The sequence below is a fragment of the Halomonas lysinitropha genome, from assembly GCF_902500215.1.
Taxonomy (GTDB): domain Bacteria; phylum Pseudomonadota; class Gammaproteobacteria; order Pseudomonadales; family Halomonadaceae; genus Halomonas; species Halomonas lysinitropha.
In genome coordinates this window covers 372,494-385,921 of record NZ_CABVOU010000039.1, presented here as the reverse complement: position 1 = coordinate 385,921, position 13,428 = coordinate 372,494, and the positions used below count along the sequence as shown (strand labels likewise).

Genomic DNA, 13,428 nt, shown 5'->3' with positions numbered 1-13,428 from the left:
CCGAAATCCCCGGGAGGGACTCACGATGCAAAACTTCGACACCAAGCAGTTCACCGAACAGTTCGAATCCATGTTCTTCGGCCCGGCTCGCGCCTACGCCGCCCTGTCCGTGGATTACACCGAGAAGCTGGTCAATGCCCAGCTGGATGCCAGCAAGGCCTACACCGACACCGGCATGGCGCAGCTCCGCAGCCTGCTGAACGTCAAGGATGCCGAAGACCTGCGCACCTACATGGAAGGCCAGCAGAAGGTCGCCAAGGACCTGACCGAGCGCCTGAAGGGCGACACCGAGAAGGTCGTCTCCCTGCAGCAGGACTTCGTGCAGCAGAGCCAGAAGCTCACCGAAGACAACGTCAAGCAGGCAACCGAGACTGCCACCAAGGCAGCCAAGTAAGCCTGACGGCGCCCGCGCTGCCGGCGCCCGCTTGATCACAAAAGGGCCGCCGATCGATGATCGGCGGCCCTTTTGCGTTATGCTCACCGGGTACTTTGCTCACCGGCCCGGGGCATCCTCCACCCGCAGGGAGACTGAAGATGAAACCTTGGATTCTACCCGCCCTGCTGGGGCTCTGGCTGACCGGCTGTCAGATCATCGAGCCGCGCTATCCCGCCGGTGAACGCGAGCGCGTCGAGGTGATCGAACGCGGCACGGAGGCGCCCCGCGAGACAGGCGAGACACGCGAAACCGAGCGTGCCGAGCGCCCTTCCACCACCGGCCGGGTCGCCCGCCAGGTAGCCTTCCCGGACGAGGAGTATGCCGCCCTGGAGAAGAGCGGCAGCGGCGTGATCAGCGGACGTCTGCTGCTGGGTGGCCGCCCCGTGCCAAACGCAGGCGTCGCGGTTGCGCCGGTGACCACCTATTCCGCCGAGGCCGCGGAGCAGGCCCTGGCGGGAAACGCCGTGGAGCGTGCGGATCCTCGAGCTCGCGCCTACACCCACACCACCCGTACCGACGGCAACGGCTACTTCCGCATCACAGGCCTGCCGGCCGGTGAGTTCTATGTTTCTGGCAGCGGCCAGGATCCATCCACCGGCGAGACGCGCGTGGTCATCCAGCAGGTCAGCCTGGGTAACGGCCAATCGCGCAGCGTTGAGCTCAGTCGCTGAGCCCTCCCTGACACTGGCTCCCTGTTGCTGACAGCCACCTGCCCGCGTCATGCAAGACATTGCCGACAGTCGCTGTGCTTGATCTGAGATAATGCTTGTTGGCCCTAGCATTCCTTCAACGGCACTTCTACGCTGAATGTGTCGCCATCGAGAGATGGCGGACATCACGCCATGAGGGCTTCAATACGCAGACGCCATGCAACATGGTCAACCACCCACCGTTCTGACCCTCCTCGGCACCACCCATCAGTCAAATCCCGGATGATCCGAGACGAGAGACGGGTCAGAAAAACAGTACGCGGGGCTGACAACAATGACACCCAACACACCTTTCTTTGGCAGAGAGTCCCTTCTGGTCGGCGCTCTCGCTGCCCTGATGGCCATCCCTGGCCTGCAGGCCGCCACCCTCGAAGAGATCCGCGAGCGCGGCGTGATCCGCATTGCCGTCGCGAACGAGCAGCCCTATGGCTACCTTAACGAGGAGGGCGAAGCGCTCGGCGTCGGCCCGGAAGTCGCACAGCGTATCCTGAAGGAGCTCGGCATCGAGGAGATCGAATGGGTCGAATCCGAGTTCAAGAATCTCATTTCGGGGCTCGAGGCCGGCCACTTCGACATGGCCGCAGCGGAAATGGCCATAATGCCTGAACGCTGCACGCGCGTGCTCTTCTCGGACCCCAATACCTCCTACGGCGAGGGGCTATTGGTGCTGGCCTCCAACCCCAACAACATTCGCGCCTACGAGGACTTCGTCGAACGCTCGGATACCATCCGCGTCGCTGTACAGGAGGGAACGGTCACCCAGGAGATGTTCACTGCCCTGGGTATCGATCCGGACCGGATCGTAACGGTGGAACGCCTCCCGGAGGCCGTGGACGCCATCGTTCGCGGCAGGGCCGATGCCTTCGCCGCCACCGGCATGACGGTCGCGGCCCTGGAGGATACGAGCCCGCGGGTAGAAGCGGAATTCAACTTCAAGGACCCGGTGATCAACGGGCAGGAGATCCGTTATTTCGGCGGCTTCGCCTTCCCCCCCGATGCCGAAGACCTGCGCGATGCTGTCAACGAGGAACTGCTGGAAGAGAAGCGTTACGGCGATTGGCAGCAGACGCTGGCTCGCTACGGCTTCATGTCAAAGGACATCATCTACTCCTACCGTTTCAATGCCGACCAGCTCTGCAGCGGGGCAGGCTAGGCCATGCGCTTCGCCGCTACCAGCCCAGCGCCTGCTTGACGAAGGGAATGGTCAGCTTGCGCTGGGCCGAGAGCGAGGCCCGATCCAGAACCGCCAGGATGTCGAAAAGCGCGTCCAGGCGGCGTGGTCCGCGATGCAGGATGTAGCGGGCCACCTCGTCGGGCAATTGCATGCCACGCCCCCGAGCACGCAGCTGAAGCGCGGCCAGACGCCCGGCATCATCGGGCCCCTGCAATTGGAACGTCATTCCCCAGGTGAGTCGCGAGGCCAGGTCGGGCAGCTTTATGGGTAGCTGGCGTGGCGGTGCCGCGGCGGCGATCAGCAGGCGCTTGCCGGCATCCCGCAGACGGTTGAAGGCGTGAAACAGCGCCTCCTCCCAGCGCTTGCGCCCCGCCACCTGGTCGAGGTCGTCGATCGCCACCAGATCCAGGCGCTCGATCTCTTCGAGCATCAGCGGTGGAAAATGGCCGAGCTCAGACAGCGGCAGGTAAAGCGCCCGACAGTCGCGATCGGAGGCCTCGTGGCAAGCGGCCTGCAGAAGATGGCTGCGTCCGGTGCCGGAGGCCCCCCATACATAGAGAAAGGGTTCACCGCCGTCGTCGAGCTGATGCACGAGCCGGTCGACCAGGGTGGCATTGGGTCCGGGGTAGAAATTGCCAAAGGTGGCATCATCGCGTAACCCCACGCCCAGCGGCAACTGCGTGGGTAATCGGCTCATGGCGACTCCTCGTCGTGGCCACGTTGACGACCGGCGTCATACAAGGTGCTGTTCTTGTAGTGCTCGAAGAGATAACGCAACACTACCATCAGCACGGCGGCCACGGGCAGCGCCAGCAGCACCCCGGTGAATCCGAACAGCTGTCCCCCAGCCAGCACGGCGAAGATGACGGCCACCGGATGCAGGCCGATCTTGTCACCAAGTAGCTTGGGCTGCAGCACCACGCTCTCCACCAGCTGACCGAAACCGAACACCCCCGCGACGCCGAGCAGGATCAACCAGTCGCCGAACTGGAAAAACGCCACTACTCCGGCCACCGAAATCCCCACGATCACCCCGAGATAGGGGACGATGCTGGCCAGGCCGGCGAGCAGGCCAATCAGCAGGCCGAAACGCACGCCGAGCAGGGTCAATCCTACCGCATAGATCACGCCCAGGCAGAGCATGACGATCAACTGGCCGCGCAGGAAGGCGGACAGCACCTCGTCACATTCACCGGCAAGGCGAACCGCCGCCGGCTCCCAGCTGCGCGGGAGCAAGCCGCGCAGCTTGGCGACCAGAACATCCCAGTCCAGCAGCAGATAGAAAGTGACCACGGGGATCAGCGCCAGGTTGCCGATCCAGGCGACCAGCGCCAGTCCGGAACGCGAGGCCTGCGCCAGCACAGTGGCGGCGAAGGTCCCGGTCTCCTTCCAGTTGTCGACGATCGCCTGACGCATCTGGTCGATATCGGTGGAGAGATCCATGCCCGTCAGCGCCTGGATGTGTGGCACCACCGTCTGTTGAAGCCAGTTGAGCACCGCCGGCAGCGATTCGACCAGCTGGCCAAGCTGTCGGCCCAGTATCGGCACCACCAACAGCAGAGTGAGCACGATGGCAAGCGAAAGCAGCAGGAAGACCAGCGAAACCGCCAGGCGCCGCGAGAGGCCGCGAGCCTCGAGGCGGTCCGCCAGGGGGTCACCCAGATAGGCCAGGATCATGCTGACGAAGAAGGGCATCAGCACCGGCTCGATACTGATCACGAACCACAATCCCAGCGCCGCGACGGCGGCCACCACCCACCACTGCCTGTGCATCGTCTCCTCCCTGTGTGCGGCATGGCTGACGGCTGCCAGTCGCGCGCCGTGATGCTACAATTCTCTGCCTTAATCTGACCGCTGCGCGTCGTCCTGCGACCGCCATCTCATACAGGAAGCGTCATGACCGATTCCACCCATCGCCCTAGCGGGGCATCGCTCAGTTACAAGGATGCCGGCGTCGACATCGATGCCGGCAATGCCCTGGTCGATCGCATCAAGGGCGTCGCCAAACGCACATCCCGCCCCGAGGTCATGGGAGGGCTGGGCGGTTTCGGCGCGCTGTGCGAACTGCCGACCGGCTACCGGGAGCCCGTGCTGGTCTCCGGTACCGACGGCGTCGGCACCAAGCTGCGCCTGGCCATGGACCTGGGCCGCCATGACACCATCGGCATCGACCTGGTGGCCATGTGCGTCAACGACCTGGTGGTGGCCGGGGCGGAACCATTGTTCTTCCTCGACTACTATGCCACGGGCAAGCTGGACGTGGATATCGCCGCCGATGTGGTGACCGGTATCGGTGAAGGCTGCGAGCGGGCCGGCTGCGCCCTGGTGGGCGGCGAGACCGCCGAGATGCCGGGCATGTACGAGGGCAGCGATTATGACCTCGCCGGCTTCTGCGTTGGCGTGGTGGAAAAATCAAAGATCCTCGACGGCAAGCAGGTCGGTGAGGGTGACGTACTGCTGGGCATGGCGTCCTCCGGCCCCCACTCTAACGGCTACTCGCTGATCCGCAAGATCCTTGAGGTCAGCGAATCGGCGCTGGACACCGCCATCGACGGCCGGTCGCTGGGCGAGGCGCTGCTCGCGCCCACGCGCATTTACGTCAAGCCGCTGCTCTCCTTGCTCAAGGAGACCGACATCCCGGTGCATGCCCTCTCGCACATCACCGGGGGCGGCCTGCTCGAGAACCTCCCCCGTGTACTACCCGAGACCCTGGCCGCGCGCATCGATACATCCAGCTGGACGCGCCCGGCGGTGTTCGACTGGCTGCAGACGCAGGGCAACGTCGACGAGCAGGAGATGCACCGCGTACTCAACTGCGGCATCGGCATGGTGATCGTCGTTCCGGCGGAGAAGGCCGACCAGGCCCGTGCCCATCTGCAAGCCCTCGGCGAGACGGTTTACCGCATCGGTGAAATCACCGCGCGGAGCAATGACGAAGAGCAGGTCCAGCTGGAGAACCTCAAGGGATGAGCGTCACCGACTATCAGAGCGACACGCTGAACGCCTTCACTCCCGAGCCCAGCGAGACGCGCCGGGTAGTGGTGCTGATCTCCGGTAGCGGCAGCAACCTGCAGGCGCTGATCGAGGCCCAGCGTCATGACGCCCTGGGCGGCGAGATCGTCGCGGTAATCTCCAATCAAGCGGATGCCTACGGACTCAAGCGTGCCCGTGACGCGAGCATCGATGCCGTGGCCCTGCCGCATCGCGAGTACGACAGCCGCGACGCCTACGACGGCGCCCTGATCAAGGTCATCGAGCGGCACGAACCCGATCTGATCGTGCTGGCCGGCTTCATGCGCATTCTCACGCCGCGCTTCGTCAACCGTTTCCTGGGGCGCATGCTCAACATCCACCCCTCGTTGCTGCCGGACTATCCCGGGCTGCATACCCATGCCCGCGCCCTGGCCGATGGGGTAGCCCTGCACGGCTGCAGTGTGCACTTCGTCACCGAGGAACTGGATGGCGGGCCGGTCGCCCTGCAGGCCGAGGTGGCCGTCACCGAGGACGACACCGAAGACAGCCTCCAGGCGAAAGTGCAGGCCCGCGAGCATCTGATCTATCCGATCGCCGTGCGCTGGTTCCTGGAGGGGCGCCTGCAGCTCAAGGGCGACAGCGCCACCATGGACGGCGTTGCCCTGCCGCCCACCGGCATGCGGCTCTCCCACTCCGATGCGGCCGAGGAAGTGGACGAGGACGAGGACGAGGACGTCGAGGAGTAAGCGGCCAAGCGGCCAAGCGGCCAAGCGGCCAAGCAGTGTTTGTTGATCTCGTGCAAAAGCGAGCCCCGTAGGTCTCGGCCTTCGGGGTTCGCTTGTAGCTCGGCGCTTGTAGCTCGGCGCTTTCAAGTCCGCGGCAAGGTCACTCCCCGCTGCCCCATGTACTTGCCGCCGCGGTCCTTGTAGGAGGTCTCGCAGATCTCGTCGGATTCCAGGAACAGCATCTGCGCCACCCCCTCATTGGCGTAGATGCGCGCCGGGAGGTTGGTGGTGTTGGAGAACTCCAGGGTCACATGCCCTTCCCACTCAGGTTCCAGCGGCGTGACGTTGACGATGATGCCGCACCGCGCATAGGTGGACTTGCCCAGGCAGATCGTCAGCACGCTGCGCGGGATGCGGAAGTACTCCACGGTGCGCGCCAGGGCGAAGGAGTTGGGGGGAATCACGCAGACATCGCCCTTGATGTCGACAAAGCTCTTGTCGTCGAAGCCCTTGGGGTCCACCACCGCCGAGTGGATATTGGTGAACACCTTGAACTCGTCGGCACAGCGCACGTCGTAGCCGTAACTGGACGTCCCGTAGGAGATCACCCGCCGCTCGTTCTCGTAGCGGACCTGGTCGGGCTCGAAGGGCTCGATCATGCCGTCTCGCTCGGCCATGCGGCGTATCCACTTATCGGATTTGATGCTCATCGAAGCGTCCTGAACTGGGTAAACAGGCAAGAAACCGGGGCCACATCATAGCGGCCCCGACGCTGAAGGTCACGGCAGGCGTCGCCGTCGCCAGATCACTCGCTGAAGGAGATCTCCGGCCCCTCGGTATCCTGACCACGAATCTGCTCGGCAACCTGGCGCGCCATACCACGGAAGGTGACGGTCACCTCGCTGTCCGGTTGGGCCACGACCGTAGGCCGCCCGCCATCCACCTGCTCGCGGATCGACAGGGTCAGCGGCAGACGACCGAGCACCTGGGTCTCGTACTCGTGGGCGATGCGCTCGCCCCCGCCTTCGCCGAAGATCGGCTCACTGTGGCCACAGTTGGAGCAGATGTGCAGGCTCATGTTCTCCACGACTCCCAGCACCGGCACATTAACCTTGCGGAACATCTCGATGCCCTTGCGTGCGTCCAGCAGGGCAATGTCCTGGGGCGTGGTGACGATCACCGCGCCATCCACCGGCACCTTCTGGGCCAGGGTCAATTGGATGTCGCCGGTGCCCGGTGGCATGTCGATGAACAGATAGTCCAGGTCATCCCAGACGGTCTGGTTGAGCATCTGCTGGAAGGCGCCGGCGACCATCGGCCCGCGCCAGACCATGGGCTCGCGGATGTCGACCAGAAAGGCCATGGACATGGCCTGAATACCATGGGCCTCGAGCGGCTTGAAGCGGTTCTCGCCTGCAGACTGGGGACGCACGCCCTCGCCCACCCCCAGCATCTGCGCCTGGCTAGGACCATAGATGTCGGCATCCAGGATACCTACCCGATAGCCTTCGGCGGCCATGGCCAGTGCCAGGTTGACGGTCACGGTGGACTTGCCCACCCCGCCCTTGCCGGATGCCACGGCGACAATATGCTTGACCCCTTCGATCACGACTCACTCCTTATCCAGTTGGGGTTGCCACGCAAGCGGCAAGAAGTGCCAGTATACCCGTCGAGTCGCCCTGCCATGCAATGCCTGCCAACGCACGACGGCGAGCCAGTGGCTCGCCGTCGTGGCTGATGGAACGTCCCGTGAGAATCAGTCGGTATTGCCGTCTTCCAGGACATCGGCCTGTTGCTCCAAGGCACCACCATCACCTTCTTGCGGGTCATCGGCCTCTTGCTGTGCGGCTCCGCCATTACCCTCTTGCGGGGCCTCGGCCTGCTGCTGGGCCGCAGCACCATCACCCTCTTCCTGGGCACTGGCCTCCTGCTGGCCGGCAGCGTCATTGCCGCCCTCGGAATTTACGCTGTTCTCCAGACGTGACAGCTCGTTGCGCCAGGTATCGAGCTGGCCTTCCAGGCGCTCGAGCTGGGACTGGCGGGATTCGATCTGAGACTCGATCTTGGCAACCTCGTCACGGCCTAACTGGATGGCGAGTTCGAGGTCCTTGAACGTCTCACGAGCCTGGACGAGTTCTGATCTGGCCCCTTCCAGTTCACCACGGGTCGCCTCCAGCGCCTCGCTGGCCTGGTTACGGCTGGCCTCGAGTTCGCTGATCTCCTGCTGGAGGGCATCACGCTCTTCCTGACTAGCGGCGATCTCGTCATTGACGCCGGCCAGGCTCTCTTCGGCCGAAGCGATCTCGTCCTGCAGCCCCTCGAGCTCGGCACGGGCTTCGTCGCGGGCAGCAATCGCCTCGCTACGCTTCTGCTCGGCCTCTTGGCGAGCGGCCTCGGCTTGCTGTCGTTCCTCTTCGGCAGCCTGGCGAGCCTCCTCGGCTTCCTGACGCGAAGCTTGAGCCTCGTCACGAGCCTCGGCGGCCTGCTGACGCTCCTCTTGCGTCGTCGCGAGGGCCTCCTCGGCGGCTTCGAGTTCGCTCTGGCGAGCTTCCAGGTCAGCCTGAGTTGCCTCTACCGAGGCCCGGGCCTCCTCTTGCTCGGTGCGAGCCGCGGTAATCTCGTCCTGGATGCCCTGCAGCTCGGCCTCGGCGGCCTGCAGTTGCGACTCGAGATCGCTGCGCTGCTCTGACAGCTCATCTACATTGCCGGCCGTGTTGCGCAGTTCCTCGACGCGCTCGGTCAAGGATGCATTCTCGGCCTGGACACTCTCGTTTTCGGCCTGAACATTCTCGAGTTCAGCCTGGGTATTCTCGAATTGCGCCTGCAACGAATCGCGGGCCTCGTTACTGGAACTGACGCTCGACTGGGCAACCAGGGCCCAGATGATGGCAATCACCGCCACGGCCGCCAAGCCCTTGACGCGATTGTCCTTGAACAGCTCACTCATCGACGTATCCGCCATCGATGTATCCCCCTACGTGGTTGGATGTCGCCGGCCAAGGATGGCCAGCCTTCGTCGTCACGACTTTCAGCATACACGCCCGGTGAGACGTCGCCACCCGAACATCCACCTCTCAGTCAACGTCAGGTCTCGACCTTGCCACGCAACGCCTTGTACCGGCCGCGTTTCTTCTTGCTGTCGAGCCGACGCTGCTTGGCGCCCTTGCTGGGACGGGTCGCAACGCGCTTCTTGGGCGCATACATCACACTCTTGATCAACGCCTTGAGCCGTGCAAGGGCCTCGGCACGATTGCGCTCCTGGGTACGATGGCTCTGGGCCTTGATGATCACCACCCCGTCGCGTGAGATGCGCTGGTCGCCCAGCGCCAGCAGCTTCTCCTTGAAGCCCTCGGGCAGGCTGGACGCCCGAACATCGAAACGCAGGTGAATGGCACTGGCAACCTTGTTGACGTTCTGACCGCCAGCCCCCTGAGCGCGCACAGCCTGCATCTCGATCTCTTGATCGGGAATGCTCACCTGGCGAGAGAGTTCCAGCATGCGTTGGCCCTCCGGGTGAATATTGAATGTGGGGCCTCAGTATGCCAGCCAGATCCGATGCTTGGCGCCCTTGCCGGGGCGATGAGCGCGCACCGTGACCTCCTCGACCAGCAGCCCGACGCGCCGCAGTCTCTCGGTGAACGCCGGGTCCTGACCTGCCGACCAGACCGCTAGTACCCCCTCGGGTCGCAGGGCCTGCTGGGCTGCAGCCAACCCCCGGGGAGAATAGAGCCAGTCGTTCTCACGGCGCGTCAGCCCTTCGGGGCCATTGTCCACGTCGAGCATGATGGCATCGAAGCCGCCGGGCTCACGACGCAGCAACTCGCCGACATCCCCCGGGCTGACGCGGGTTCGGGGGTCATCGAGGGGACGACCGGCGGCATCACCGAGCGGGCCCCGATTCCATTCCACTACCCCCGGGACCAGCTCGGCGACGACGATTTCGGCGTCCTCGCCCAGTGCCTTCAAGGCCGCGGCAAGCGTAAAGCCCATACCCAGTCCGCCGATCAGGACACGCGCTCCCGGACGCTGAGCGATTCGCTCACAGGCCAGTTCCGCCAAGGCATCCTCGGAACCATGCAGGCGGGTGTTCATCAGCTCGCCTGACTTGCCGGCGATACGGATCGAGAACTCGTCATTACGCTGCAGCAGCCGCAGCTCGCCACCCTGCCCGGGAATGCTCGCCGTGCCGATCTCTTCGAATTTTGCCATGGGGCCTCTAAGAGGAAGGGAAAGAAGTGCCTCGAGGATACCTGCCGGGAAACCGGTCACCGCCCTTGCCTCGGCAGGCTACCCGGGAAGCGCACCCCATCAAGGGAGACAAAGAATGTCCATGCCGGTGAGCGGGTCTACTATGGCAGGGGGTTTGGCACTGGAGGTGGATCAGATAAGTCCAAGCAGGGACAGAATGAATAACACCACCACGATCAAGCCAATAAGATAGATGATATTTCGCACGTTGTTCTCCTTGCCGACACCTCATATGAAAAAGTGAGGGGAAATTCCCCGTTACCTGGCCGCAGGCTACCACTCAGTGTAGCCGGGAGCGGCGACCGGACAACCTCCTCTCACCCAGCGCCGCCATTTCGTCCTGGAGCCGTTCGATGATCTCGCGCTCGTCCCCTTCCAGCCGTTCTGGATCGACGGGCTCGCCGATGACCACCCTGACCCGCCCTCGCCGCGGCAACCGCTGCCCTGGGGGCATCAGCTCGTGGGTTCCCTCGATCCACACCGGCACCACCGGTACCGGCTGGGCCCTGAGCAAGAGCCCCAATCCGGGACGAAAGGGCTGCAGCCGGCCATCCGGCGAGCGTTGTCCCTCGGGAAACCAGACGAGCTGATGACCGCGGTCCAGGGCGGCAGAGGCGAGCACCAGACTGCGCCTCGGCGCGGTCCCCGGATCGATGGGCAGTATCCGCGCGATGCGACTGAACCCGCGACGCACGCGCCCGGTGAAGAGCATGCCGGTCCAGCCGGCCCAGTAGAGTGATTCTGCCTGACAACGATCCATGATCTGCAGCAGCACCAGCGGATCGAGTACGCTCAGATGTCGCGGAGCGATCACACAAGGCATCCTGTCGGGCCACTGACCACTGACAGAGACTCGCAGCAATCCTCTGCTGATCAACCGCGCCAGCCCCCAGACCCACCATCCCATGAATCCGTGGATACGCCCGGGTGGCATGAGAGCCCTGCGCTGTCTGTCATCCAGCAACCCCTCGGGGTTCCGCAAGGCTTCCACCAGATCCTCGTCCTCGCCTTCGCTGCCGGTCGGACCGGCGGCCGCCTCGTTGAGCAGATCCCGCACGGTCTCCACTCGGGCGATCGCCGAATCCTCCAGATCGATGCCCGCATGCTCGCGCAGGGCCAGGGTCAGGTCCACCCAGCTCAGCGAATCGATGCCCAGGTCCATGGCGAGGTGGCTGTCCGGTGTCAGGCGAATGTCGTGGAAGCGCCGAGCCAGGTAGCGCCAGGTGCTATCGGCGGCGGGATCGGACAGCAGCTGCTGGTCCTCGGGGGCCATGTCCTCGGGCGAGAGGGGCTCAACAACCGCTTCGGCGGCCTCGTCGCCTTCCTCGAGATGCTCGAACAACGCCTCGAGCTTGTGACGCCGCAACTTGCCCAGGCGGGTTCGCGGCAGCGGATCCAGTGACACCCGCACTTCACCAGGCCGATGATGGCTCGGCAGAGCCGCGGATATCTCGCTCACTGCCTTCTCGAGGGTGCGTCTCAGCTCATCGCCGGTTACCTCGCGCAGCAGCCCGGGGGCGGGGACGACGACGACCGCCAGCCGGTCCGCATGCGCGAGGAGGCCGGTCTCACGAATCCTGTCCGACGCCTCGAGGGCCTTCTCGACCCGTTCCGGATCGACGTTCTCACCCCCGGAGAGCACGATCATCGCCGATGCCCTGCCATGCAGGTAGAGATGGCCCTCCGCATCGAAGGAGCCCGTGTCGCCGGTATGGAACCAGCCCTCCTCGTCGAGGGATTCCCGCGTCTTGTCCGGCAGGTTCCAGTATCCACCGAAGACATTGGGGCCGCGTGCCAGCACCTCGCCACGCCCCCTGCCCTCTCTGTCATCGATCGCGAGCTCCACCCCGGGCAGCGCCTTGCCCACGCTCTCCAGCTTGACCTTTTCGGGAGGATTCATGGTCAGGATCGGCGAAGTCTCGCTGAGTCCGTAGCCGGTCGCCACATCCCAGCCAAGGCCACGTAGTTTGCGGCCGAGTTCCGGGTCCAGGGCGGCGCCCCCTGCCACCATCAACCGCAAGCGCGGGGCAATACGCTGATGAAGACTAGCGAAGAGTTGCTTGCCCGGGTTCCAGCCCAGGCGCTGCCGTACCGCCATGGAAACGCCGAGCATGCCGGAAAAGAGTAAAGCCGCCACCCGTCCGCGCTCGGCCACGCGCTCATGAAGGGCGCTCCATATCGCCTCGTAGAGGCGTGGCACGGCCAGCATCACGGTGGCCTCTCCCTCGCGCAGGGCGCGCACGATCTGGGGACCGACGAGGGAGAACGGCACGATGATGGAAGCCCCCAGGGTGAAGGGAACCAGGATACCCACGGTGAAGGGATAGACATGATGGAACGGCAGCGGCACCAGGACGCGGTCGCTGCTGTCGGCCAGCTCCTGGGTACAGAGGGCCTCCACGTTGCTGGTCATGTTGTGGTGGGTCAACGGCACCCCCTTGGGAGGGCCGGTGGTACCGGAGGTATAGAAGATAGTGGCCAGATCTTTCCCATCGGCGCAGGCGGCCACGGGCTCGGCCTGAAGCAGGTCCTGCCAGGCGCGACCCGACTCCCTGTCATCCCCATCGCCATCGAAGAGAAACAGGGCGACCTCTCCCGGCAGAGGAGAGAGCCGCGAACGCAGAGCCGCCGTCGTGAAGACCATGCAAGGCGCACAGTCACCCAGGGCGTGCTCCAGATCCTCTTGGGGCATCTGGGTGTCGAGGGGTACGACCACGCCACCGACATGCAGGATGCCCAGTGCCGACACGACCCAGTCGACGCTGTTGGGCGCCATGATCACCACGCGATCACCGCGGACGAGACCCTGCTGGCGGAGACCGCCGGCCAGGCGGGCAGCACGATCGAGGAGATCCCGCCGGCTGGTGCTGCCGAGGGTGTCTCGCCCCAGGGAGACGATGGCCTCATGTCGGTCGTCGATATTCCGGGAAACGATGAGTTCGTTGAGAGTTGCTGTGTCCATTGGCCTGAAGCTCCTGGGTCGAGGATCGGCTGCGCCTTCTTTATTCAAGCCCTTGGTGAAGATCGCCCTTTATCCAAGGATGAGGGATATATGAATAGCAGAGAAACTCACCCGATACCTGGCCACAGGTCACCTCTCAGTGGAGTCGGCAGCGGTGACTGGATAACCTCGGCGCCCGCCGTGCAAGGATGCAACCGACG

At 64.4% G+C, this 13,428-nt stretch carries 13 protein-coding genes; 5 read left to right on the top strand and 8 right to left on the bottom strand.

The window, feature by feature from the left end:
- Window positions 1-25: 25 nt before the first annotated feature.
- The 3 genes from HALO32_RS13480 (at window position 26) to ehuB (ending at window position 2,299) form a co-directional block, all read left to right on the top strand.
- The gene (locus HALO32_RS13480; RefSeq protein WP_151444404.1) at window positions 26-394 is read left to right on the top strand and encodes a phasin family protein; all 369 of its coding nucleotides are present in this window, start codon (window positions 26-28) and stop codon (window positions 392-394) included.
- Between the two features lie 140 nt (window positions 395-534).
- Window positions 535-1,107, top strand: coding sequence for a carboxypeptidase-like regulatory domain-containing protein (locus tag HALO32_RS13475; RefSeq protein ID WP_151444403.1), 573 nt, complete (start codon window positions 535-537; stop codon window positions 1,105-1,107).
- 313 nt (window positions 1,108-1,420) lie between these two features.
- Window positions 1,421-2,299, top strand: a complete 879-nt coding sequence (gene ehuB / locus HALO32_RS13470; RefSeq protein ID WP_151444402.1) for an ectoine/hydroxyectoine ABC transporter substrate-binding protein EhuB — start codon at window positions 1,421-1,423, stop codon at window positions 2,297-2,299.
- A gap of 16 nt (window positions 2,300-2,315) precedes the next feature.
- Here the strand turns inward: ehuB and hda are convergent, their stop codons facing one another.
- On the bottom strand, window positions 2,316-3,017 hold the full coding sequence (gene hda, locus HALO32_RS13465) for a DnaA regulatory inactivator Hda (protein ID WP_151444401.1): 702 nt from the start codon (window positions 3,015-3,017) through the stop codon (window positions 2,316-2,318).
- Complete coding sequence (locus tag HALO32_RS13460) at window positions 3,014-4,093, bottom strand: AI-2E family transporter (RefSeq protein ID WP_151444400.1); 1,080 nt, start codon at window positions 4,091-4,093, stop codon at window positions 3,014-3,016. Before HALO32_RS13460 ends, hda begins: the two co-directional genes overlap by 4 nt.
- A gap of 123 nt (window positions 4,094-4,216) precedes the next feature.
- On the opposite strand from HALO32_RS13460, the gene purM reads away from it, so the two are divergent.
- Window positions 4,217-5,290 (top strand): phosphoribosylformylglycinamidine cyclo-ligase, encoded by a 1,074-nt coding sequence (gene purM, locus HALO32_RS13455; RefSeq protein ID WP_151444399.1) that lies wholly within the window; start codon window positions 4,217-4,219, stop codon window positions 5,288-5,290.
- Entirely contained in the window at window positions 5,287-6,039 is a 753-nt protein-coding gene (gene purN, locus HALO32_RS13450) for a phosphoribosylglycinamide formyltransferase (RefSeq protein WP_151444398.1), read from the top strand. Before purM ends, purN begins: the two co-directional genes overlap by 4 nt.
- 122 nt (window positions 6,040-6,161) lie before the next feature.
- On the opposite strand, the gene dcd is transcribed toward purN, so the two are convergent.
- The 6 genes from dcd to HALO32_RS13420 form a co-directional block, all read right to left on the bottom strand.
- Entirely contained in the window at window positions 6,162-6,728 is a 567-nt protein-coding gene (dcd, locus tag HALO32_RS13445) for a dCTP deaminase (protein WP_151444397.1), read from the bottom strand.
- A gap of 95 nt (window positions 6,729-6,823) precedes the next feature.
- Entirely contained in the window at window positions 6,824-7,624 is an 801-nt protein-coding gene (apbC, locus tag HALO32_RS13440; RefSeq protein ID WP_192576520.1) for an iron-sulfur cluster carrier protein ApbC, read from the bottom strand.
- 150 nt (window positions 7,625-7,774) lie between these two features.
- Entirely contained in the window at window positions 7,775-8,965 is a 1,191-nt protein-coding gene (locus HALO32_RS13435) for a coiled-coil domain-containing protein (RefSeq protein WP_151444395.1), read from the bottom strand.
- Window positions 8,966-9,102: 137 nt separating this feature from the next.
- Window positions 9,103-9,516 carry an alternative ribosome rescue aminoacyl-tRNA hydrolase ArfB gene (gene arfB, locus HALO32_RS13430; RefSeq protein WP_151444394.1) on the bottom strand — a complete coding sequence of 138 codons (414 nt, stop codon included), beginning with the start codon at window positions 9,514-9,516 and terminating at the stop codon, window positions 9,103-9,105.
- 36 nt (window positions 9,517-9,552) lie between these two features.
- The gene (locus HALO32_RS13425; protein WP_151444393.1) at window positions 9,553-10,227 is read right to left on the bottom strand and encodes a spermidine synthase; all 675 of its coding nucleotides are present in this window, start codon (window positions 10,225-10,227) and stop codon (window positions 9,553-9,555) included.
- 319 nt (window positions 10,228-10,546) lie between these two features.
- On the bottom strand, window positions 10,547-13,228 hold the full coding sequence (locus tag HALO32_RS13420; RefSeq protein WP_151444392.1) for an AMP-binding protein: 2,682 nt from the start codon (window positions 13,226-13,228) through the stop codon (window positions 10,547-10,549).
- Window positions 13,229-13,428 lie beyond the last annotated feature (200 nt).